Below are 20,445 nucleotides of genomic sequence, written 5' to 3'. Positions count from 1 at the left end.
AACAGTGCAAGTCGACAAATCGTTATACTGTTGCGAAAATGTCGCCATTTTGGGGATTTACATCAAAAAATCGCGTATATGGTGCGTCTGGCAAGGCGAATTGCCGCAAGTTTCCCCCCATGTTTCAATCGGCTAGGGGCAAAATGCGCATGGTTTGCAGAACCGCGAGCAGCGATTCGATGGCCGCACGGGCTTCGTTGTCGACATTCGCGCCACCCGTGGCGGGCTCGACCCCTTCGGCAAACTGCCATTCGGCGCCATCGTAAACCGCGAGCCCGCGACTGTCGGCAACCGATATACGCATTTGGGCAACCGGTGAAACATAGCGCCAACCAGACGCGGACCAGCCGGCAATCTGACCAGTGCGTCCGCCCCATTCCGCCTTTGGCGCGCCGCCGATCAGCCAGCTTTGCCCAGGATCCGGGTTCAGCAGGGCAGGATCATCCGCGACCGCTTCAACCACCGGATGGATTAGAAAATCAATGAGCAACAGCGCCTCGTTGTGAAAAATCTCCTTATGCGCCTGGCCCGCGGCCAACAAAGGCAATTGAAGCCTGTCTGTTTTCAGAACGGTCATATATATTCCTTTCACAAGTCCGGATATCCGCAGACAAGAACAGCCGGAACGCCGGGGGTGTCCGATCGACTAGATGCGGATGGAAAAAGACAAAGCATCCGAAGCTGCAAATTGCCCGATCTGTTGAACGGCGACCGGAAGATGTTCCAGACCGGCGCTCCGCAATTGAGCAACAACGCCGGGTTCCAACTGCAGCTCCGGAATCGTCAGATCATGGATTGCCTCAAATTCGGTTCCAGTTGCGAAGGTGAGCCGATACCGTTCCTGTTCTTCGCCAAGCAGCGTTTCTACGTGATCAAGCCAGTAAAGACCGGCCCGCGAGCGCCGAGTCCAGCTTATCTGCAACCCCCCGTCCGTTCGCTGCACGCTCCGCGGATGAACCGGCGACCAAGGACGCAAAGCCCGCCCGGGGTGCGCGAGGGTTGCGATCACAGGCGCATCATCTTCTCGCCCGACAGCAGCGATATGAAGCGGCTGAAAAGGCGTGACATAGCGTGGATTCACCGGGGTCAGCCGTTCGGGCAGCAGCAATATGAAATCTTCGCCCGGCTCATGCCCCTGAATGGCCGCCTCTGTTCCGCCAAGCCCACGAAACAGCTCTGACAGGCGATAGCGGCCATCGCCAATGGGGTCTGATCGCCCAAATTGAACAATTTCAGATCCCAGAGCCGCCAGATTATGCCCCGCAAGCAGTGCGCCATGGTCCGCACCGGAAAGACTCATCTGGTCATCGTGAAGCTGCACGATCAGCGATTGCCGGCGATCAATGCGATGGGCGGGCGCGGGCGCGATGGCTTGCAACGCGGTACCGACAAGGCTGCGCCCGGCGATCGAGCCGATTGGTTCCAAGCCGCCGCCGATCGTATGCTGCCGATAAAGCTCCGCTCCGCGCCACCCTGTTTCGCCAGTCGCGGCTACGTAAATCTGCGGTTCTGACAAAAGCTGTCCGGGGACGGCGAGGGCAAAGGGCAAGTCAACCAGCGCCAAACGGGTCTGACCAGCGCGGTGATCATGGGCTTTAACCGATCGCCCGAAATCGGTCCGAGCAGATGAAAAGTGCGGTTGATCGGCGGCTTGCGAGAGAGAAAGTGTCACGAATCCACGGTGCAATTCCCAGCCCCGCACATGCCAACGGGAATCATCATTGCTCAGATGGACCAGCGAACCGGGCAGAATATCGGCAGAACCATTCAACAGGCTGAGCGTGCTGGAAATCCGCTCGTGATATAGTGCCCAAAGCTGCGCTTGCGCGATCGCCTTGGCTTGGTTTCCCGGCAATACCGCGGGAAAATCGCTGTGGCTTTCGGTCCGATTTGCGCCCGGTCGAAACGCGATCTGGAGCCCGGATTGATAGTCGCGATCCGGTTCATAATAGCGCAGGGCATATTGCCGTGCGATCTTGCTCTCCGGCTGCGTTTCAATCTGTTGTCGGTCGACGGCACCGCCTTGAGCCGACATGATCGTGTCATCATCCACAATGGTGATCGATTGATCGGTAGAATGATGACGGGACCAGGCCCGAATGCGGGACCCGACGGGGCGGTAGGACAGCGAGAAATGGTCTCCCACCGCCTCCAGCGCATCGCGGCGGTTTCGGCCACCGGCGGCATAGCCATGCAGTGTTTCGGTGGACGATAACTGAACCCGATGATCGGAAATATCGCCCACAATTTCGGACAAGGCCACCGCGCCATTGTCGGCGATCACCTCGATCGTCAGGGACGGAATATGATTGCCATAGTCGGTCAAGTCCATATCCTCGAAAACCGCCAGTGCGAGGCCGCGATAGGCGGGACTGGCCTGAACGCCTTCAACGCTGGCGATCATGCCATCAACCGCCTGGTCCTCGTCCCCGGGATAGAAACGAAAATCGGTTGCGGTTTTGAAATCACCCGCCGATCCGCGAAGCAGTTTCCCATCGGCCCAGATCCTGCCGATACCGCAGAATCGAGCGGCTTGAAAGCGCCACCGCGAAGCTGGCTGAATAGCTGTATTTCGTGTGGCGCGGCCGGCCCTTGCCGCCACTGGATTGCGCGCTTTCCTTCAGATCAGTCGCCCAGATAACCGACCCGGCCACGCGCATCCGACCGAAAATGCGCGGCAGCTGCGAACCGTAGCTGGAGGTCTGGATCGCCAATTCCTCCAGTCTCGTTCCATGCTGCGCAGGGGGTTTGAACAGGATATTCTGATCGACCTGTTGCCCCAGAAACGCCCCCAGCGCGCCGCCAAGCGGACCACCGACAGCCGCCCCGACTGCGGTCAGAACAAGCGTTGCCATCTATCTCTCCATCCAACGAAAGGTTGCAATTGCTGGCCAGGGCGCCGCCCCGGGTAGCGTAACGACACGGCCAAGACCGGCGTGGGCGTGAACCCACCCGTTTGGCACCCGGATCATCAGATGCAATTGCACCGGATGCGGCCGCACCAGGATTATGTCTCCGGCCAGCGCCGTCCGAGCGGTTGCCAGTCGGGCAAAGCCGGCGGCTTGCAGAAAAGCGGCAATTCTCGCCGGATCTCCACCACGCAAGGGGTAACCGGATGGGATTGCCGGCAGCTCGGTGACCGCCCTGACCGATTCAGCCACCAGACCAATACAGTCCAGTCCCTGCTTCGCGCACCGCCCATGCAGGCGGAAACGCGTTCCGCACAAGGCCAGGGCCCGGGCCGCAATCAACTCGCGATCGTTCGCCATCATGCCCCTGGATACCGGGTCAGCAAATCATTGCCCGGAAGATGAGGTTCTCCCCGAAAATTGACCGCATTGCCAAAGCGGTCGCGGCAGGTAGCAAAATTCTTGTCACAGCCCGCCGTCAGCTCCGCCCGATCACCGATGGCGACCGGCAATATGGGCGATTCCGCCAGCCAGATGTGATCGCCTTCGCCGTCAAAAATCGCGCTGGTCAGACCGCAATTGACACCACTCAGCCAGCGCAAAGCACCATCGGTAAATTCTGCGGCACGGCCTTGCAAATCGGGAAATGCTAGGCGGCGACCTGCGATCTCAGACACCAGATATTCCGCCTGATACCGTCTGATGTTAATCTTGCAGGCTCGGTCTCCGAGGCGCGCACGACAGGTCGGCGAGGTCACCGGAGCGATGGCGGCATCCAGAAAGGAGGTCGGCCCGAGCACTTCCACCCGAAAACTGTCGCCGGACTGAACAATTTCACCAAATTCTCCGCTGATCAATGGCAAGGGCGGTGCTTCGGGGTCGGCCCAGTTGATCAGGCTGACCGTCAGCCGCGCGCCATTCCAGCGCCCAGCGCGCAAATCACTCTCGGTAATGGCCGCATTGACCAGCACGCCACTAATATCGAGACTGTCCAACGCCAGGGAGTCGGTCAGCGATAGCGACGAGGGCATAATGCCGGGCGTCGCCCGATAGACGAAATGATCAATCACCACGTCCCGATCATGCGACACAAACCCGAGTGCGACCCCATCGGCGCGCTCAAGCCGCCAGGCATAGGCGCTGGTCGTGACCGGCCGGTCGAGCCAGGTGCGATCGGTCATTGCTCGCGCACCTCGATCATCCGCACCTCGGGCATGTCGCCAGCCCGAAATGTCGCCTGACTGACGGCAAGCTGATCATCGGCAAAGCGCACCGGCACGTCAAACAGGAAACCGGCGCTGATCCGGTCACCATCCGCCGGTGGCGTGGCAAAAGCGATTTCACCACCCGGTTCCAGGGTCCAGGCACTTTCGAGTTGTCCGTTCACGGCAACCACGACCGAAGATCGATCCGGCCGGGTAATCCGGCGAATTTGCGGATCACCGCCCGCCTGTCCGGCTTCGCCATAGCTCTTGATCAGCGCAAAGCGGGTGGTCTGCCCATCCCCGGTGCCCAGTCGTTGGTCGGTGGCGGTCGGCGGCGCGACCATGGCGTTGGAACTGTGATCAAACGGGTCCCGGAAACGAAACGCCCGCGCCGGTCCGCGCCGCGCGCGGAAAAACGCGATCAGCTGATGCAACTCGGTCTCTGATCGCACCCCCGGCCCGGCGTCAAATTCCAGCCGCGCATCCGCCCAATCACTGTTGCGCTGTTCGTAACCCGACATGGTGGTGACAATCCCGGTTGAGAAACGTGGAGCAACAGTTGCGGCTTGTCCCATTGCGATTGGAAATCGGACATCATCAAATGCCTCCATGGCGGACTCCTCTTCGGTAAAATAGGTAAAACCATCGCGCGCCACTTGCGGCAACGCCCAGACGAATATCGCTGGCGTCGCGCGCTGCCGGGCGGCGGCAATGGCTGCGTGCATCTGCGACCAGACCGCCCGATCACTGGAGCGCAGCGCAAAGCCGGCAAAATAATGTTGCCGATCCGGAGGATAAGCCAGCCGCTCCGTCGCCAGTGTGATCCCTCGCCCGGTCGCCGCAAAATTACCGGTGATCACCCAGTCATAATCTTCCAGTTGCAACCGGTCGAAAGCCGGATGAGCCCAGTCGGTCGGCAGATTGGCCCGCATGAGATCTGGTGCGGTGGCATCGAGCACCGTGGGCAGATAGGCCAGCAACAAAGTCTCAACCGGCGCGTCAGCCGCTTCCTGTTTTACGGCAGCCAGCAAATCGGCGGTCGATTGCGCGAGCATGGCACCAGCGCGATCGAGCAGCGTTTGCTCCGCCGCGGTCTTGTGCCCGCGCACATCATCAATAACCACCAGATCATCGCCGAAAGCCACCCGCGCCGCCTGATCATAGAGACAGATATGGTGATCGGGCGTGATCCACCACCATGGCTCGCCAATCTGGAACCGTATCGCCGCGCCGGTCGCGCGCAGGAGGCCCGTGAAGGCGCGCGCGACCGCCTGCAAATAGCCCATGGCTCCGGCATGGGTGGGAGAAAGCAAGGTCGATGGCGGTTCCCAGCCGGTCAGCGCCGGGTCGCCATTGGCCGCGCGCTGTTTCCAGTCGTTCCAGCAATGTGCATCAAACAATTCATAGGATAGCGACAGGATGATCTCGAAATCCATCGCCCTGGCCCGCTCGAACAAGTCACGATGCCACGCAGCACAGGGTTGATTAATGGCGGCGAATTCTTCTCCAGCCTGCGGCGGCGACAGGCTGGCATAAAGCCCGGACCCGTTGGCTTCGAGCCGGAAATAATGGCTCATTCCGACATAATGGTTGATCGCCCCGCGATAGCCGAGCGCGCGGATTGACCGCAGCAACCGTTCGGGGGTCTGATTGAAACTGTCGTCATAAGCGGTGGCCATGGACAGCCCGTTTTCGGGCATCATGACATCGCCAACCTCCAGCACGGCGCCCTGCCCATCGACCGCGATGGCGCTCATCTCGACCCAGCCAGTTTGAGGTTTCGCCAGAGGGGTATCGCTGCCGTCATAATCGGGGGAAACAATCGACAGGAACAGGCGATCAATCGCGCCAGGATAGACCGGATCCGCCTCGCCTGGCAGCAGAAAACCGCCGGCCAGGTCAGAAAATGGCAGCGTGATATCAGCATCCGTCGGATCGCCTTCGGCATAGTTCCACAGCCGCACATACCAGGATCGCGGCACACCTTCGGCGTCGCGCCCTTCAATCGTCAGGGTCGGTCCGTGCACCGCATCCAGCGGCAGGATCCCGGACGAGCGCCAGTGAAAACGCAGGGTCAGCCGGGCATAGTCATGCAGGCTTTCATAAGCGAGCAGCGGATGGTCCAGCCGGTCTTCGCTTTCCCAGATCAGGCCGGCAAGGTCATCGGCTGTGTAGAAGGTGGCATCGACCCGCAGCGCATCGGCCGCCAATGTCACGACCGATGCCATCATCGGTCGGGGAAAATTGACCGTCCAGAAGCGCGGATCAAAACGATTGATAAAACCGGATTGCTGCCCATTCCGGCGGGCGGCCAACCAATAGCCCATGATCAGTCCGCCCGGGCCGCTAGCGCCTGACGGACGGCGCGCGCCACCTGGCGACGCGATCGCTCCAGCTGTTCCGGTGCGCTCGATCGGCCATGGTCGGACACATGGATCGTCACGCGGACCTGATTGACCGCGGCGGATGCGGCATACGGTTCGATACGACCGGCAGCGGTTGGTACAAAGGTTTCCGGGCCCTGTTCACCCACCCGATAAGCCCGACCGGCGGTGACGGGTCCGCCGGTAGCACGGCCCGGCGCGCCAAGAGCCGCCCCGAGGATGGACGTCCCGAGACCCAGCAGGCCGCCACCTTGCCCCCGCCTGCCGGTTCCGAACAGTCCGCCGAGACCGGTGCTGATCGCGGCCTGGGCAATCTCCGCCATCACCGACAGGGCGGTGCGTCGCAGGTCCTCGAGATCGAGTGACCCGCGTCGTATCGCCTGGCTAAGGCTGTTGCCCAGAGCGGATCCGGCGCGTTCAACCCCGCGGGTCAACGGCCCGTCGATCATCGTCTGCATGGTATCGACATCTCGCGCAAAACCGGCGGTATCCGCGCGGATGGCGATCACCAGCCGTTCAATTTCTTCATCCATGGTCGAGACTTTCTGTCAGTTGTTGCAATTGGCGCCGGGACAAGGGCGGCGGGTCTTCGTTGGTCACCATCGGATCGACCATCGCTTTGAAAATGGCGTTGAGCTCTGCCGGTGTTGCGTTCCAGAACTGGTCCGGTGTCCAGCCCAGTACCGCCGGAACGAGGCCCGAAAATTGCAGACTGGCAGCCCGAAAATCCTCATGCTGATAGGTCATGGTACCAGGTCCCAGCGAGGATCGCGATGGGGGTTCACCGGCCCTGCAATATTTGCTTGAGAACGATTTTCAGCGCGGGAGTCACGCCGGCAAGACCAAGCGCCATCATCGCTTCGCCGAGCCCCGCGCGCGTCAGATCATCGGGCCGGTCGGCAATCGCGTGCCAGAACAGGCCGGTGACTTCCGACAGCAGCAACCGCCCGTTGGCCGCCCGGTCCACCAGATCAAACAGCGATCCAAGCTCTTCCTCGGCCGCGATCAGCGCGGCAAAGGTCGGCCGCAGGACTAGCGTCCGGCCCGCGACCGGGATTGCGGCTTCTCCGCGCAAGCCATTGGCAGGATCAGACATGGGTCACCGCGCCGGAACTTTCGAGGCTCAGTGTGTAACTGCGCTCGCCATTATAGTCGCCGCTATAGTCGAGCCGCGACACCAGAAAATCGCCGCGCAATCGTTCACCGCCTTCAAAGCTCAGCTCATAGGCATCAATGACCCCGCCCAGCGCATGGTTTTTGATCCGCATTTCGGCGTCCGACCCGGTAAATATGCCGGCGCCAGACACCGCAACCGACCGCACCCCGGCCCCCGACAGCAGCTCCCGCCAGCCGCCACTATCCTTGCTGGTGATCACGACCGGTTCACCGTTGACCGTCATTTGTGTAGTCCGCAAACCAGCGATTGTGTTGAAGCTTACCGGATCGGACCCGTCGCCGATTTTCAACAGAAAGGCGCTGCCTTTTTCAGCTGTCATGATGTTTCTCCTTATTGGGGATTGGGGGTGAAGATTCTTCACTTTTTCAAAACCTGCGCCCGATATTCGATCAGGCCTGTCCACGGCCCATCCGCTTTGCGGATCAGGCGGCTGCGGTGGAACCGGAAGGTTACGATCTGCCAGTGATCCGGCGCATCAAGACCCACCGCCAGCGCCTCTTCTACGGCGGTCATGATGGAGCGCAGACGGCGCGCGTTCCGCCCGTTATCATGGACGTGAATGGCCAGGCTGAGCGCACGCCCGGTACCGGTCTTGTGGCTCCAGTCCCGCACCGCACCGCCGGCCATGGCAATATAGGGAAACGGCTGCCGCGCGGGCGGACCATCGAACAGGCCGGTAATCTTTGCCATCACCGCGTCATTCTGGCGCAGCGTTCGGACCAGCGCGCGCTGCACCGCTTCGACCGCGCCGGTCATCGGGCCGCTCGCATCAGAAAAGCGATATCGCGCAGATCATCATGATGCGCGATCCGGCTTTGCACATGACGCCCGGACACGATCACCTGCGCATCGTTTCGTGACACTGTGATCGATGGTGGCAGGCTGTCCTGCAATTCGGCCTGCAGATCAATCACCGCCGTTTCCACGGCCGCTTCGGCGCGCTGCTCGGCGCGTTTGGCAAGATGTCTCATGATCGGTTTTCCTCCGCCTCGATAATGGTCCTCGGAATCAGCCGGTGGTCGGTCAGCACGCTGTGGATGGTCATCATGCGGGCGCCCCATCGCAACTGGTCGCCGGGCTTGACGAGCGGGGTTTGCCGAACCGTGCAGCACCATCGCGGCAGGGCGGTCCGGCTGTCCGCTGCGGTGCTGGCACCCGGTCCGAGCGGCACCATCGCCGCCCAGAAATCGCCGACCGGAACCATCGCCCCATCCGCGGAAGCGGAAGCATCGCGCCCCGGTCCCGGCCGGGTGATATGAATGCGTTCCCGCAACCGTCCGGCAAATTCGCCTGGTTTTGCACGGTCAATCATGTCATCCGGACCCGGCGATGGGGTTGCCACAGGGCGGTGACCGCGCGCGGCGGTCCAGCGGCATCCGGCGCATCGCGATGCGCATGGAGATGCCCGGCCAGCCGGATGATCCCCTGGCGCAAATTGGCCGGGAGATCATCCCATGCCGCCGCCAGGCCGGCCTGGTAGGTCACCCGAAACCGGGTGGCCCGGTTGGCCGCGCCGATCTTCACCCAGCCGGCGCCACTGCTGTCAATGTCGAGCGCATAGTCGCCGGCCGCCAGCACCGCGCCCTGCCCATCAGCGGTCACCGCCTCCACGGCAGTGATCGCCTGTACCGGTTGATGGCGCAGCTTCTGCCAGTTTCGGCTGCGGGCCAACCGCTCGCGATAATCCTGATGGATCAGAACACGTCCCGTAAACCCGGCACAGAGAACCATCGCACTGGCCAGAAACGATCGCAGCGCGTCATCATCCTGATCATGTTCGAGACGCAGAAACGTCTTGACCGCATCCACTGCACTGTCCGGGACAGGCGGTGGATTGGCGAGGAAATTGGCGGTTGAATATTCAGAGGGAGGGCTCACGGGAACGTGTCCTTTCGCTTCGGGGGAATGGGGCGGTGCGGTCAGGGCCTAGCTGGCGCTGAACTGGAGCAGCTTGATCGCTTCGCTGTTCATCACCTGCCCGCCGACCCGCTTGGTGGCATAGAAATGGACAAACGGCTTGTTGGTGAACGGATCGCGCAAGATCCGCGTCGCGCTGCGCTCTGCGATGAGATAGCCGGCGCGAAAATTGCCAAAGGCGACCGCCAGACTGTCTGCCCCGATATCAGGCATGTCCTCGGCCTCGATCACCGGATAGCCAAGCAGCCGGTCCGGTTGCCCCGACGCCAGCGACGCCTGCCACAGAAAGGCGCCATCGGCGGTCTTGAACTTGCGGATCTGGGCCAGTGTCGCGCTGTTCATGACAAACGATGCGCCTTGCCGATAGGCGGGCCGCAGCGTGTGGACCAGGTCGACCAGCGCATCCTCGCCATCGGCACCGGCAAAGCCCCCGGTGGCGCCGGTTGGCACATATTGCAATGTGCCGAAGCTGCGGATGTCGTCGGGTTCGTCGGTTACCGCGCCATTGAGGAACCCACGCGGCTGATTGAGCCCGGAACCGCTTACAAAGGCAGCGCCTTCGGCTTGGGCAAATTCCCGCGCGATTTCGTCGGCCAGCCACGCCTCGACGTCAAAGGCCGCATCATCCAGCATCCGCTGGGACGCCGCCGGATTGGCATAAAGCTCACCAGAAGGCGGCGCGATTTCGTTGAAGACCGGCGTATCCGTTTCCGGCCGTCCGGCGGTTTCGCTGACCCAGCCAGAGGGGGTGCCGCCGGTGGTCACCAGCTTGCGATAGCCCGCCGTGCCGGTCTGGACGACCGTCGCGATCGACCGGATCGGCGACCGGTCGGTCAGGGTCCGGCCGATCAGCGCGTCGAGTTCCTCCGGCACCGCATAGCCGCCATCGGGACCGGACGCCCCGGAAAAGCTCTTCTTCTCGATCCCGCTATGATCGCCGCTGCGGAGATATTTTGCGGTAAAATCGCGCGCCGAGGCTGACCGGGTCAAACCTTTGACGCCATCGGCATTGCCCGCCAGCACGGGCCGGGCAGAGGCTTTGGAGATGTCCGCCATCTGGGCCTGCAGGCCATCGACATCCTTGCGGATCGCCGCGACGCTGGCGTCCGGCTGTTCGCTCTGGGTCGATGGCACTGCTTCTTCAAAGCTGGCTTCGAGAGGATCAGCCTTGGTTTCGAGCACAGCGGGGATTTCGGATATTGGGGGAAGGTCAGTCATGTCAGTCCTTTCAGGTCGAGAGTAAAGCCGCCCCAATCGGGACGGCGACGGTAATTGCAGGGTTGGTAAATGGGGGGAATTGGTCAGGCGAGGCGCAGCACTTGGGCCAGCGGTTGCATCGGCCGGTCAACCAATGAAATCTCGGCCACATCCAGCGCGCATAACAGGCGCGGCTGATCGCCTCGCATCTGTTGCACGCGATAGCCAAAGCTCAGCCCGCGGAGCGCGCCGTCCAGCATGGCGGCAATGGCCGAGCGCCCGGCGCGGGACGCCCCGTCCACCATGCCGATCACGCGCAAGCCGCTGGCATCTTCGCGGGCATAGGTGATCGTCCCGATCCGTCGGACCGGATCATGCTGCCAGAGCAACGGCAGCGACAGGCCTTCGGCGAGCGATCCAAACGCACCGGGCCGAATGATATCGCCGCCGCGGTCGAGCCGATTGAATATCGCGGCATAGCCGGCAAAGCGCAGGGTCGCAGGATGCACGCTCATGTCACGAGATTGCCCAAGCCGAGCCGCATCGCCAGGCCGACCAGCAACAGCGCCAGCGCGGCGCGCACCACCCAGGTGATCACCGCTTTCCAGGCGCTGGCTTTGGCATCGCGCCAGGCGCCGAGCAATTCACGCAAGGCATCAATATCGCCTTCCGCCTTGGGATCCGCCAGACCGAGCCGGTCGAGCACTCGCTCCGCCCCGCTGTCAGTCGCTTCCTCGACAATCGCCCGGAGCGTCACAAGATCCGCGCCATCGCCCTCGGCCTGCGCAATCAGCCGCGCAAGCATTTCTTCATTTTGCATCGATTTGGTTCCTTCTTTTTGGACCTCAAGCGCCGGGCGGCGACATCCGTCGCCTCCCGGCGCCTGAGGTCTAATAAAAACTCCTCCTCCTTCTCCTCTTCCTCCCCGTCACGCCAATCCAACCATCTTGCGCTTTTCGTCGTCGGTCAGGAAATCGGCTTCACAGGCCTGTTTCCACAGTCGCTCGCGTTCTTCCGACAGGGCGGGGATTTGATCGCGGTCAACTTCCAGTTTCAGATCCGGCCACCAGTCGTTCAGCGCGCCGGTCAGGCTGTCGTATATCTTCCCCGCCAGCGGCAGGATCGTCAGCCGCCAGAGCGCACGATTGGCTTCGCGGTAATTGGCATAGCTATTGTCCCCCGGCAGACCGAGCAGCATGGGCGGTACTCCGAAGGCCAGCGCGATCTCTCGGGCGGCGGCGGCCTTGAGCGCGACAAAATCCATATCTGACGGTGTCATGCTCATCGCCTGCCAGGACAGGCCGCCTTCCAGCAACATCGGCCGGCCGGCATTGGCGAGGCCTGAAAAACTCTCTTCCATCTCGGCTTTCAGGCGATCAAACTGGTCCGCTGTCAGCGCCGATCCATCGGCACCGGGATCATAGACCAGCGCGCCCGATGGCCGGGCGGCGTTGTCGAGCAGCGCCCGGTTCCAGCGCGCCGCGGCATTGTGGATCGCCACGGCCTTGACCGCCGCTCCGAGACAGCCGAGCCCGTAATGATCGTCAACCGGATGGAACGCCTTGATATGGATGATGGCGGCCCGCCCGGCCGCATCTTGTGCGGGAAAGCGGGTGACATGATCGCCCGCGCGATAGACATAGGCCGCTGGCCAGCCCCGCCCGTCGGCGTCAACCGTGACCCGATCGGGGCGCAGCGCAAACAGTTCGACAGGCTGGCTCTCCAAACCCGTAATGATCTGCACATAACTGTTACCATGAAGCAGCAGATGTGCCGCGACCGTTTCGATCAATGCCTGTCCGGTGCCGCTGCCCCGCAGCAAGGCCATCACGTTACCCTGTACGGAATTTAGAGGCGCCTGGCTGACCGCTTCGGCGACAATCCGGACCGCGCGTTGGGCAATGGCGTTTTCGAGATAGGCGTCGCGGACTGCGGTCTGATAGGAAAACGGGGTTTCCCGATCGAGCGTGACTCCGCCATAACATCCAAGAAAACTGCGCCCCAAAGCGGGCCGCTTTGCCCCGGTCACACGGTTGCCCCCACCTTTGAAGGCGAGAGTCAGATTGTCCCAGAATTTCATGTTGTGATATCCTTTTTTACTTAACCTCAAGCGCCGGGCGCGGGCATCCGCCCGCTTGGCTATCGCGCCAGTAGGCGCGGCGGCCAGTCGGCCTTGCCTCACTGCGCTCGGTTTGGTTTTTCCTTCGGTGGTAGCGGGTGTTGCCAGCGGGATTCTTTTGTGGACCTAAAACGCCGGGCGGCGACATCCGTCGCCTTGGCTATCGCGCCAGTAGGCGCGGCGGCCTGTCGGCCTTGCCTCCGCTGCGCGTCGGTTTGGTGTTTCCTTCGGCGGTAGCAGGTGTTGCGCGCGAGATTCTTTTTGGACCTCAAACGCCGGGCGGCGACATCCGTCGCCTTGGCTACGCGCCAGTAGGCGCGACGGCCGGTCGGCCTTGCCGACGCGGTGCGTCGGTTTTGGTGCCAGTCTGGAGGGTTTCTACCGAGCGCAGCGAGGCAAGCGCGACTGCGCGCCCGAGCTTATGCGAGGAAAGCCAAGCGGGCGGTGCCCGCGCCCGGCGCCTGAGGTCTAATAAAGAATCCCGGCGCCTGAGGTAAAATAAAGACTCCCTCTCCCTCCCCAGCCTCACACCCGCAACCGCGGCTCCCGCTTTCGCCGCAGCATCAGTTCGGTCAGCGCATAGACCAGCGCGTCGGCGCGGTCGGGGGATCGGCCTGGCCCTTCATAGCCACCACCGATCAGCAATCCGCACAGTTCGTCCTCGAGGCGCGGAAACCCGCTGGCGTGGAAAACCCGGCCGGATTCATACAGCGCCGCCACCGGTTCCGCCCGGGCCACCTTGCCGCGTGAGGCATGAACCAGGCGGACCGGCAGCGAAATATCCGCCGCATGCAACACCGCCTTGACCATCGCGCCGCCCTGATTGGCCTCTGCAATCACCCGATCCGCAGCCCAGATCCGGGCCGCCTCGGCCACCGCTTTTGCCCATGTTTCAGGGCTGGCCTTTTCGACGCTTTCGTCCGCCAGCACTACCGCCTTATTATCCCTCCGCAAAGCCGCGACGATGATCCCACAAGCGTCACCGCTATGCGACGCGGGTGGATCAACACCGATGACAACCCGGTTCCATTCCGGCGGAATATCGCGACGGTCTGGAGCTATGTCCCTTTGCCCCATAAGGCAGGCCTCCAGCATCGCCCGTGTCCACAAGGCCCCTTCGAGATCGGCGATCAGTTCACCATCAAGCTCCTGCCGACCGAGCCGGGTCCCGCCATAATCGGCTTCCATCACCTTGATGAAGGCCGCCGGCAGGTTGGCGATATTGTCCTGGGTCCGGCCGCGCGTGATCACGGTGCCGTTGCCGCTACCGCTGATCAGTGCGCGCACCAATGGCACCGGTCTGGGCGTGGTCGTCGCTGCTATTTTCGGCGCACGGCCCAGCCGTAGCCCCATTTTGAGATTATCCCATGTCGCTTGAGCCTGCCCGGCATTATTGGTCCATTTCGCGATTTCATCGCTCCACGCGTGGCTATGCTGCGGTCCGCGCAGCCCGTCCGGCTCCGCTGCCGAATAAAGATAGGCTTCGGCCCCGCTCGCCCAGCGCAGCCGTTTCAGCGACGGTTCCCATAGTGGCCGGGTTTGTGGCGGCGCAATTGACAACAAACCGCTCTCGCCCTCGACCATCACCATCCGGGTTTCGGCAAAATTGGCGCCGACCAGCGCAAAACGTGCGTTGCTGTCGGCCTCGGCAATAGCGCGAACCCATTCCGCCCCCGCGCGGGTCTTGCCAAAACCGCGGCCAGCCAGGATCAGCCACAGGTTCCAGTCGCCAGCCGGTGCCCGCTGCTCTTCCCGCGCCCAATAATGCCACGCAGTTTCATATTCGCGGCGCATTTCGCGATCCATCAGGCTCAGGTAAAACGCGCGTTCATCGTCGTTCAGTGCGCCGATTTCGGTCGCCGTTTTGATATCATGGACCATGCGCAGCACCGTTCCTTTCGTCGCGCTGCAACCCATTTTGGGTTCCCGGATCCTGACGTTGCTCGGCCTGGAACGTGCGCAAACGCCGATTGATCCGCTTCAGCTTTTCATCAAGCGTGTCCGCGGCCGGTTCCGGTTGAGCGGACAGTTCTGCCCGCGCTGCACGAACCAGCGCCACCGTTTCCTTATGCAAACGCAACAGGCTGAGCGCGGTTTTATGATCATAGTCGCGCACCGTCTCGATCAGCTTGCCATGATAGAAGATCTTCCGTTCAACCCCTTTCCGGGCGCGTTCGAGCATTTCCATCTCAAGCAATTGATAGCCCGCCGCGAGCGCCTTCATCCAGGCAACCTCAAAATCGGGATCATTTTGCTTCCACCGGTACAGGGTGCCCGAGGCAATCCCCGCAATGGCAGCGGACTCCCGGATGTTTGATGTGATCGCGAGATGTTCCAGAAACACCGCCCGCCGCGCGATGTGATAATCGGCGCGGGGATCGGTTCGCGTTTCAGTTTCAATGTCTTTCTGTGTGTCTGCCATATCTGTCCCCTGACCCGGATCACTTCGACCGCGGGCAATAAAAAGGGCCGGGGCGCTGACCCATGGCTATCCCATCGGGATCACCCTGGTTCAGCGCCGCTCGGCCCGAATCACAATTTCTCTATGGTTGCAATATGTACCTATATAGCGTGACGATGTCAAGCTATTTGTGCCTATCTGGTTAGTTGTATTCTGTTTCTACACGCCACAAGGGCGGTCAAACCGGGCTTTTTCAGGACACAGATACGGAAAAACCGGCTGGTGTCTGACACCAGCCGGTCCCCCGTTCCTCTCTCAGGACGATCATAACGCTTCGACTAGAAAGCAAAGCGGACCCGAATGTTTCCTGAGTGAGATTGGTAATCCGAAGCAAAACGCCCCTGATATTCAGCGCCAATGCTGAACCCGCCTTTGTTGACAAGGTTCAATCCGGCGCCGAGGTCGAAACGCGATTGAGCCGGTTCGACTGTAGTGAGACGGAAGGTGTCGAGACCGCCGTTGAAGCTGCCGTTCACACCCAGACCATCGCCAATGAAATCATAGACATAGGCGATATTCGCATAGGGGATGATCGACAGATCCTTGCTGTCATCGCCGGTACCGGCAATCCGCAGGCCCAATGTGCCTTCAAGGAAGTCGGTCCGATCCGTATCGAGGGTCAAACCCAGACCACCGGTCTCGGTCACGCCATCCTGCGAGAGACTGGCATAACGCAGTCCGGCATGAGGGGTGATCGAGAAGGCTCCGGTTTCCAGCGTATAGCCGCCATTAACCGCCGCAATAAGGCCATCGACATCCGTTTCACTGGAGATCAGACCGGTCACGCCGTTGCGACGATTATCGACATTGTTGAACGAATAACCCAGTTCCGCATTCACAAAGGCAGCGCCAAGATCCAGGCCGGCATAACCGGAAATCTGGAAACTGTTAACGTCGCTTTGTGCGCCCACAGAACCCTCTGAATCGACATCGATATCGGAATAGTTCAACAACAGACCAACCGTCAGCGCCTCGTTCACTGGCGTGTCGAGCCCAAGTGTGAAGCCCAGAGCATCGCCATCATAGCCGACCGCGCTGAGACTTTGCGCATCCCGGTCAGACGTCCGGAAAAAGGCCTGACCCCAAAGCCCGGTTTCCGCCCCGTTCAATCGGCTCGAAAGCAAGGAACTGGAAAAGCGCTGGGTTTCAAATATTTCCCGCACCACACCGTCGTTGATCGCCGGCAACAAACTCAGCGCCGATGCCTCAAACGCCGCGGCATCAGCCGAACCGTTCAGGCTGTTGGCCACGTCGCCAGTCAGGCGATTGTTGGACAAGGCGGTAGTGAGTGCGCTGCCAAAGGCGGAGATATTGGCATCAGCACTGACCGCGGACAAGTCGGCAGCGATCGGCGTGACAGCCACTGAACCCAGCTGCACCGTGTAATCCAGCAAGAAGTCGTCATCGATCAGATTGACGGTCAAGCCATTGTCGGTGAATGTGCCGGTCTCGGATATCACGCTGATCGGCGCACCAACCGTAAGGTTCGCGATGTCGGTCGGGGTTTCGATCGTGATCACGCTGTCGGCTCCGAAGCTGCTGTCACCCGCAATGGCCAGACTGTCACTGCCCAGTTCGAACCGCAGCGTGCCATCGGCAGCGAAGGTCCCATCCACGGCCCGATTGCCGGAAACGGCCAGCGCGGCGCCACTGGCAACGGTCACGTCAACACCGCCCTGGATGTCGCCAGCCAAAGTCGACGAACCGCTGGCGAAGGCCAGACTGTCGGCAAATGCAGAACCGATAAAGTCACCATTGAGGGCGCCGCCATTTTGAACGAAGGTCAATCCGCCCAAGGCCGTCGACGCATCGACCGATTGCAGACCGGTCAAGGTGCCGCTGTTAGTGAAATTGCCCGTGAAATTGACATTTTCAATCAACAGAGCCGGAGCGGTCTCCGCCGTGATCGTGCCGCTATTGGCAATGTCGCCATTGACCGTGACACTGGTCCCGGCACCGGCACCGTTGAACAACCGCAAACCGGCCGTCGCACCGGATGCCAGAGCATCGCCGCGACCGCTAATCGTTCCCGCATTGGTCAGCGAGATCGTCCGGATGGCCCCATCGGCATTGCCAAGTTGCAGCGATACGCCCGCCCCCTGATTCCCGGAACCGGCATCAATGATACCGCCGGCGAGATTGTTCAGGGTGAAGTTATTGGCGGTGCCATCGGCATAGACGGTGCCGTTGCGCTGATTGCCGGTACCGATAATCGCACCGCTATTGTTGACCACCAATCCGGTGCCATCGATATTCAATGCGCGGCTGCCGGACGAAATCGTCCCGGCATTATTGACCACAGCGCCGGTGAACTCACCGCCGCCTGCGGGTGTGGCGTTGCCGAAATACAGGCCGTTCTGAACGCCTGAAATCGTACCGCCCGCCTGGTTGTCGATGGTGCCCGAAAAGGAGACGCCATTGACGAAACGAATGCCGGCAGTGGTGCCGCTATCACCTTCGCTGTCGATGGTTCCGCTATTGGTCACCGTGCCAGTGAACAGGCCGGAACTGCTGCCGTCCAACGCGCCTGCAACACGCTGACGCTCGAAGCGCACGCCATCGCCAGCCGTTGTGGCCCCGGCACCGGCGGTGCCGCGCCCCTGAATCGTACCGCTGTTATCGATGGCAAAGTCATTGCCTGCCGCCGAAAGCTCAACCGAAAAGCCAGCGCCTTCCAATCCTGCACCGGCATCAATCACGCCGTCATTGTTCAGCGTGAAATCTTGCGCCGTGCTGTCCGCATAGACGGTGCCGTTGCGCTGATTGCCGGTACCGATAATCGCTCCGCTATTGTTGACCACCAATCCCGTGCCATCGATATTCAATGCGCGGCTGTCCGAGGAAATCGTCCCGCTATTGTTGACAATACCGCCAGCATGATCGGCATCGTTTCCGAAATAGAGGCCGTTATTGGCCCCGGAAATCGTCCCGCTATTGTCGAGCGTGCCCTGAAACCCGATACGGTTGGCAAAACGGATGCCAGCCACCGGACCCTGATTCGATTCCGAAGCAATGCTACCGCTATTTGTGATGGCACCATTATAGACATATTGCGGGGCCAGTCCGGGACCAAAAAAGCGCAATCCGTCACCGGCTGTTCCACCGGCAGGTGCTGCTTGACCGCGTCCTTGAATGGTACCCGCGTTGACAATGGCACCGCTGCGAGGCGCGCCACCACCGCCGACTTCAATCGCGATCGCCGCGCCTTCAACGCCGGCATCGATGATGCCGGTTGCGCCGTTGTTGATCGCGATATTGTTGGATGTGCGGTTGCCGTAGACGGCGCCATTGCGCTGGCTCGCGGTGCCGCGAATGATCCCGTCATTGTTCAACGTCGCATCGCTGCCGTCAAAATTGACAACCCGCGAGATCGGCTTCCAGCAGGCCGGTTGCACCATTGTTGATGATGGTGCCGGTCGTGCCCTGATTGACCTGGATTGTCTGAGTCACACCGGTGGTGCGCAACGTGCCGTCATTCGCAACGGTTACCGCGTCATTGGCAATAACCACGACCGGCGCACCGGTGACCTCGCTTGTGACACCCAGGCCGGCGGTAATGGTTTCACCATCCGCGCCACTGGTGACGGTCATCATATCCCCGTCATTGATGATCTGCTGTGCCTGAGCCGGCACCGCCACCATCGCAATGACGATAGCCGCTGCCGAAACCGCATAGCGCAGCGGCAGGGATTGGGAAGCGGAACGGTTAAATGTTCCGGTCGGGTTGGATTCGGGGGTCATGATCTTCTATCTCCAAAAGGTTGTAAAATGCGCTGGACGAACGGGAATGCCGATCAGCTGAAACAGCCTTTAGAGAGCCAATTTAATCCGCTCCAATTCCAATATGAATTGGTCGATATTACCAAATGTAATTGCAATATTTATAATATATATCATATGTTTAGAACATATTCCGGACATGAAAAATGCGCCCGACAAGAGCGCATTTTCGAGTAATATTCTGCGGTTCAAAAAGCGGCTGAACCCCGCCGGGAATTAGCCCCCTTGCCGGCCCGGACAGGCCGATCAATCAGGCGGCAATAAACGAGATCACGTCTTCGGGAAAACTCTGCTTCACCGCATCGACAATTGGTGGGATCAAGCAAGAGCGCGGACAACCCGTGCGATGTGCAAAGGCAATCGTCCGGTTGAAGCGGTCGGAATCAATCTTGATAAAGCTACAATCCGGTTCATGCTTCGCATAGCGTTGTGCGGCCAGGGCCGGCAGCAGCGTACAGCCAAATCCATGCGCAACATATTGGATCACCGTTTCCATGCTGGTGGCTCTCAAGTCCGCCGGAATATCCGCGCCGACGCCGGAGTCATGACAAAGATTGAGCGCTTGATCGCGCAGGCAATGCCCCTTGTCCAGCAGGATCAGTTCGCTGAGCGGCAATTCTGCTTCGCTGACAGCGAGCTTGTCAGCCAGAACATGGTCTTTCGGGGTTGCCAGATACAGGTCCTCGACAAATAGCGGCACGGTATCAATGCCTTCGACATCGACCGGCAGCGCCAGCATGGCCGCATCAATATCCTTGTTCAGAATCTGTTCGACCAATGTTTCGGAAAAGGCCTCGCTGAATATGATATTGATCCCATCGCAAGACTCGCGCAGGGCCGTGCATAGCAAAGGCACCGCATAAGGCGCCAGGGTGGGGAAAAATCCGAGCTTTACCGGGATCGAAAGCGGGTCCTGACAGGCCCTTACGACATCGGCCATGTCTCGCATTTCACACAGGACCTGGCGGGCGGAATCGAGCACGCGCTGGCCCTCTGGCGTGATTTGCACGCCATTTTGCAGCCGGTCAAAAAGAACCAGACCCAGGCGCTCCTCAATCCTGCGGATCTGATTGGACAAAGCCGGTTGCGTCACGTTGCACTGCAACGCCGCACTCACAAAACTGCCCTGTTCATCAATGGCAGTCAAATATTCCAGATCGCGCTGATTCACTAGCATGTAAGTCATGACACATTCCCTCAATCATAGCTGAACCCGCCGAAAACGAATTCTTCGTACGCACCCTGTTCGTCCGGCGAGAGCATTCGGTTACAGCCATGATTTGAGCGTGTCCGCCC

At 60.8% G+C, this 20,445-nt stretch carries 23 protein-coding genes; all 23 read right to left on the bottom strand.

Going from position 1 to position 20,445, the window contains the following annotated elements:
* Positions 1-124: 124 nt before the first annotated feature.
* Positions 125-577, bottom strand: a complete 453-nt coding sequence (locus ACZ1GS_RS02845; RefSeq protein WP_472696984.1) for a DUF2793 domain-containing protein — start codon at positions 575-577, stop codon at positions 125-127.
* Positions 578-646: 69 nt separating this feature from the next.
* Positions 647-2,404 (bottom strand): phage tail protein, encoded by a 1,758-nt coding sequence (locus ACZ1GS_RS02840; RefSeq protein ID WP_472696983.1) that lies wholly within the window; start codon positions 2,402-2,404, stop codon positions 647-649.
* Between the two features lie 61 nt (positions 2,405-2,465).
* Positions 2,466-2,855 (bottom strand): hypothetical protein, encoded by a 390-nt coding sequence (locus tag ACZ1GS_RS02835; protein WP_472696982.1) that lies wholly within the window; start codon positions 2,853-2,855, stop codon positions 2,466-2,468.
* Positions 2,856-3,272 carry a peptidoglycan endopeptidase gene (locus ACZ1GS_RS02830; RefSeq protein ID WP_472696981.1) on the bottom strand — a complete coding sequence of 139 codons (417 nt, stop codon included), beginning with the start codon at positions 3,270-3,272 and terminating at the stop codon, positions 2,856-2,858. It lies immediately after the preceding gene.
* Complete coding sequence (locus tag ACZ1GS_RS02825) at positions 3,269-4,090, bottom strand: DUF2163 domain-containing protein (RefSeq protein WP_472696980.1); 822 nt, start codon at positions 4,088-4,090, stop codon at positions 3,269-3,271. The genes ACZ1GS_RS02830 and ACZ1GS_RS02825 overlap by 4 nt, the downstream gene beginning before the upstream one ends.
* Positions 4,087-6,441, bottom strand: a complete 2,355-nt coding sequence (locus tag ACZ1GS_RS02820) for a DUF2460 domain-containing protein (RefSeq protein ID WP_472696979.1) — start codon at positions 6,439-6,441, stop codon at positions 4,087-4,089. Before ACZ1GS_RS02820 ends, ACZ1GS_RS02825 begins: the two co-directional genes overlap by 4 nt.
* Positions 6,442-6,443: 2 nt before the next feature.
* Positions 6,444-7,031 carry a tail tape measure protein gene (locus ACZ1GS_RS02815; RefSeq protein ID WP_472696978.1) on the bottom strand — a complete coding sequence of 196 codons (588 nt, stop codon included), beginning with the start codon at positions 7,029-7,031 and terminating at the stop codon, positions 6,444-6,446.
* Entirely contained in the window at positions 7,024-7,245 is a 222-nt protein-coding gene (locus ACZ1GS_RS02810; protein WP_472696977.1) for a phage tail assembly chaperone, read from the bottom strand. Before ACZ1GS_RS02810 ends, ACZ1GS_RS02815 begins: the two co-directional genes overlap by 8 nt.
* 34 nt (positions 7,246-7,279) lie before the next feature.
* Positions 7,280-7,594 (bottom strand): gene transfer agent family protein, encoded by a 315-nt coding sequence (locus tag ACZ1GS_RS02805; RefSeq protein ID WP_472696976.1) that lies wholly within the window; start codon positions 7,592-7,594, stop codon positions 7,280-7,282.
* The gene (locus ACZ1GS_RS02800) at positions 7,587-7,994 is read right to left on the bottom strand and encodes a phage tail tube protein (protein WP_472696975.1); all 408 of its coding nucleotides are present in this window, start codon (positions 7,992-7,994) and stop codon (positions 7,587-7,589) included. Before ACZ1GS_RS02800 ends, ACZ1GS_RS02805 begins: the two co-directional genes overlap by 8 nt.
* Positions 7,995-8,032: 38 nt before the next feature.
* Positions 8,033-8,431 (bottom strand): DUF3168 domain-containing protein, encoded by a 399-nt coding sequence (locus ACZ1GS_RS02795; protein WP_472696974.1) that lies wholly within the window; start codon positions 8,429-8,431, stop codon positions 8,033-8,035.
* Positions 8,428-8,646 (bottom strand): hypothetical protein, encoded by a 219-nt coding sequence (locus ACZ1GS_RS02790; protein ID WP_472696973.1) that lies wholly within the window; start codon positions 8,644-8,646, stop codon positions 8,428-8,430. Before ACZ1GS_RS02790 ends, ACZ1GS_RS02795 begins: the two co-directional genes overlap by 4 nt.
* Positions 8,643-8,987 carry a phage head completion protein gene (locus ACZ1GS_RS02785; RefSeq protein ID WP_472696972.1) on the bottom strand — a complete coding sequence of 115 codons (345 nt, stop codon included), beginning with the start codon at positions 8,985-8,987 and terminating at the stop codon, positions 8,643-8,645. Before ACZ1GS_RS02785 ends, ACZ1GS_RS02790 begins: the two co-directional genes overlap by 4 nt.
* The gene (locus ACZ1GS_RS02780) at positions 8,984-9,553 is read right to left on the bottom strand and encodes a head-tail connector protein (protein ID WP_472696971.1); all 570 of its coding nucleotides are present in this window, start codon (positions 9,551-9,553) and stop codon (positions 8,984-8,986) included. The genes ACZ1GS_RS02785 and ACZ1GS_RS02780 overlap by 4 nt, the downstream gene beginning before the upstream one ends.
* A 48-nt stretch (positions 9,554-9,601) precedes the next feature.
* Complete coding sequence (locus ACZ1GS_RS02775; protein ID WP_472696970.1) at positions 9,602-10,810, bottom strand: phage major capsid protein; 1,209 nt, start codon at positions 10,808-10,810, stop codon at positions 9,602-9,604.
* A gap of 83 nt (positions 10,811-10,893) precedes the next feature.
* Positions 10,894-11,304, bottom strand: coding sequence for an HK97 family phage prohead protease (locus ACZ1GS_RS02770; RefSeq protein ID WP_472696969.1), 411 nt, complete (start codon positions 11,302-11,304; stop codon positions 10,894-10,896).
* Positions 11,301-11,609: a DUF6127 family protein gene (locus tag ACZ1GS_RS02765; protein ID WP_472696968.1), complete on the bottom strand. Its 309-nt coding sequence runs from the start codon at positions 11,607-11,609 to the stop codon at positions 11,301-11,303. Before ACZ1GS_RS02765 ends, ACZ1GS_RS02770 begins: the two co-directional genes overlap by 4 nt.
* A 108-nt stretch (positions 11,610-11,717) precedes the next feature.
* On the bottom strand, positions 11,718-12,869 hold the full coding sequence (locus tag ACZ1GS_RS02760) for a phage portal protein (RefSeq protein WP_472696967.1): 1,152 nt from the start codon (positions 12,867-12,869) through the stop codon (positions 11,718-11,720).
* 564 nt (positions 12,870-13,433) lie between these two features.
* Positions 13,434-14,789 carry a DNA-packaging protein gene (locus ACZ1GS_RS02755; protein ID WP_472696966.1) on the bottom strand — a complete coding sequence of 452 codons (1,356 nt, stop codon included), beginning with the start codon at positions 14,787-14,789 and terminating at the stop codon, positions 13,434-13,436.
* A complete protein-coding gene (locus tag ACZ1GS_RS02750) occupies positions 14,779-15,330 on the bottom strand; it encodes a hypothetical protein (RefSeq protein WP_472696965.1) in 552 nt (183 codons plus the stop codon). The genes ACZ1GS_RS02755 and ACZ1GS_RS02750 overlap by 11 nt, the downstream gene beginning before the upstream one ends.
* Before the next feature lie 317 nt (positions 15,331-15,647).
* Positions 15,648-18,767, bottom strand: a complete 3,120-nt coding sequence (locus ACZ1GS_RS02745; protein ID WP_472696964.1) for an autotransporter outer membrane beta-barrel domain-containing protein — start codon at positions 18,765-18,767, stop codon at positions 15,648-15,650.
* On the bottom strand, positions 18,718-19,110 hold the full coding sequence (locus ACZ1GS_RS02740) for a hypothetical protein (protein WP_472696963.1): 393 nt from the start codon (positions 19,108-19,110) through the stop codon (positions 18,718-18,720). Before ACZ1GS_RS02740 ends, ACZ1GS_RS02745 begins: the two co-directional genes overlap by 50 nt.
* A 289-nt stretch (positions 19,111-19,399) precedes the next feature.
* The gene (locus tag ACZ1GS_RS02735; protein WP_472696962.1) at positions 19,400-20,335 is read right to left on the bottom strand and encodes a LysR substrate-binding domain-containing protein; all 936 of its coding nucleotides are present in this window, start codon (positions 20,333-20,335) and stop codon (positions 19,400-19,402) included.
* Between the last annotated feature and the right edge of the window lie 110 nt (positions 20,336-20,445).

It is taken from the genome of Parasphingorhabdus sp. W113, assembly GCF_055693205.1.
This window is presented reverse-complemented; position numbering and strand designations above follow the sequence as displayed.

Coding starts and splice junctions, on each gene's coding strand:
- ACZ1GS_RS02845 (WP_472696984.1), bottom strand. CDS start 577: ATGACCGTTCTGAAAACAGACAGGCTTCAATTGCCTTTGTTGGCCGCG.
- ACZ1GS_RS02840 (WP_472696983.1), bottom strand. CDS start 2,404: ATGATCGCCAGCGTTGAAGGCGTTCAGGCCAGTCCCGCCTATCGCGGC.
- ACZ1GS_RS02835 (WP_472696982.1), bottom strand. CDS start 2,855: ATGGCAACGCTTGTTCTGACCGCAGTCGGGGCGGCTGTCGGTGGTCCG.
- ACZ1GS_RS02830 (WP_472696981.1), bottom strand. CDS start 3,272: ATGATGGCGAACGATCGCGAGTTGATTGCGGCCCGGGCCCTGGCCTTG.
- ACZ1GS_RS02825 (WP_472696980.1), bottom strand. CDS start 4,090: ATGACCGATCGCACCTGGCTCGACCGGCCGGTCACGACCAGCGCCTAT.
- ACZ1GS_RS02820 (WP_472696979.1), bottom strand. CDS start 6,441: ATGGGCTATTGGTTGGCCGCCCGCCGGAATGGGCAGCAATCCGGTTTT.
- ACZ1GS_RS02815 (WP_472696978.1), bottom strand. CDS start 7,031: ATGGATGAAGAAATTGAACGGCTGGTGATCGCCATCCGCGCGGATACC.
- ACZ1GS_RS02810 (WP_472696977.1), bottom strand. CDS start 7,245: ATGACCTATCAGCATGAGGATTTTCGGGCTGCCAGTCTGCAATTTTCG.
- ACZ1GS_RS02805 (WP_472696976.1), bottom strand. CDS start 7,594: ATGTCTGATCCTGCCAATGGCTTGCGCGGAGAAGCCGCAATCCCGGTC.
- ACZ1GS_RS02800 (WP_472696975.1), bottom strand. CDS start 7,994: ATGACAGCTGAAAAAGGCAGCGCCTTTCTGTTGAAAATCGGCGACGGG.
- ACZ1GS_RS02795 (WP_472696974.1), bottom strand. CDS start 8,431: ATGACCGGCGCGGTCGAAGCGGTGCAGCGCGCGCTGGTCCGAACGCTG.
- ACZ1GS_RS02790 (WP_472696973.1), bottom strand. CDS start 8,646: ATGAGACATCTTGCCAAACGCGCCGAGCAGCGCGCCGAAGCGGCCGTG.
- ACZ1GS_RS02785 (WP_472696972.1), bottom strand. CDS start 8,987: ATGATTGACCGTGCAAAACCAGGCGAATTTGCCGGACGGTTGCGGGAA.
- ACZ1GS_RS02775 (WP_472696970.1), bottom strand. CDS start 10,810: ATGACTGACCTTCCCCCAATATCCGAAATCCCCGCTGTGCTCGAAACC.
- ACZ1GS_RS02770 (WP_472696969.1), bottom strand. CDS start 11,304: ATGAGCGTGCATCCTGCGACCCTGCGCTTTGCCGGCTATGCCGCGATA.
- ACZ1GS_RS02765 (WP_472696968.1), bottom strand. CDS start 11,609: ATGCAAAATGAAGAAATGCTTGCGCGGCTGATTGCGCAGGCCGAGGGC.
- ACZ1GS_RS02760 (WP_472696967.1), bottom strand. CDS start 12,869: ATGAAATTCTGGGACAATCTGACTCTCGCCTTCAAAGGTGGGGGCAAC.
- ACZ1GS_RS02755 (WP_472696966.1), bottom strand. CDS start 14,789: ATGGTCCATGATATCAAAACGGCGACCGAAATCGGCGCACTGAACGAC.
- ACZ1GS_RS02750 (WP_472696965.1), bottom strand. CDS start 15,330: ATGGCAGACACACAGAAAGACATTGAAACTGAAACGCGAACCGATCCC.
- ACZ1GS_RS02745 (WP_472696964.1), bottom strand. CDS start 18,767: ATGGTGCAACCGGCCTGCTGGAAGCCGATCTCGCGGGTTGTCAATTTT.
- ACZ1GS_RS02740 (WP_472696963.1), bottom strand. CDS start 19,110: ATGACCCCCGAATCCAACCCGACCGGAACATTTAACCGTTCCGCTTCC.
- ACZ1GS_RS02735 (WP_472696962.1), bottom strand. CDS start 20,335: ATGACTTACATGCTAGTGAATCAGCGCGATCTGGAATATTTGACTGCC.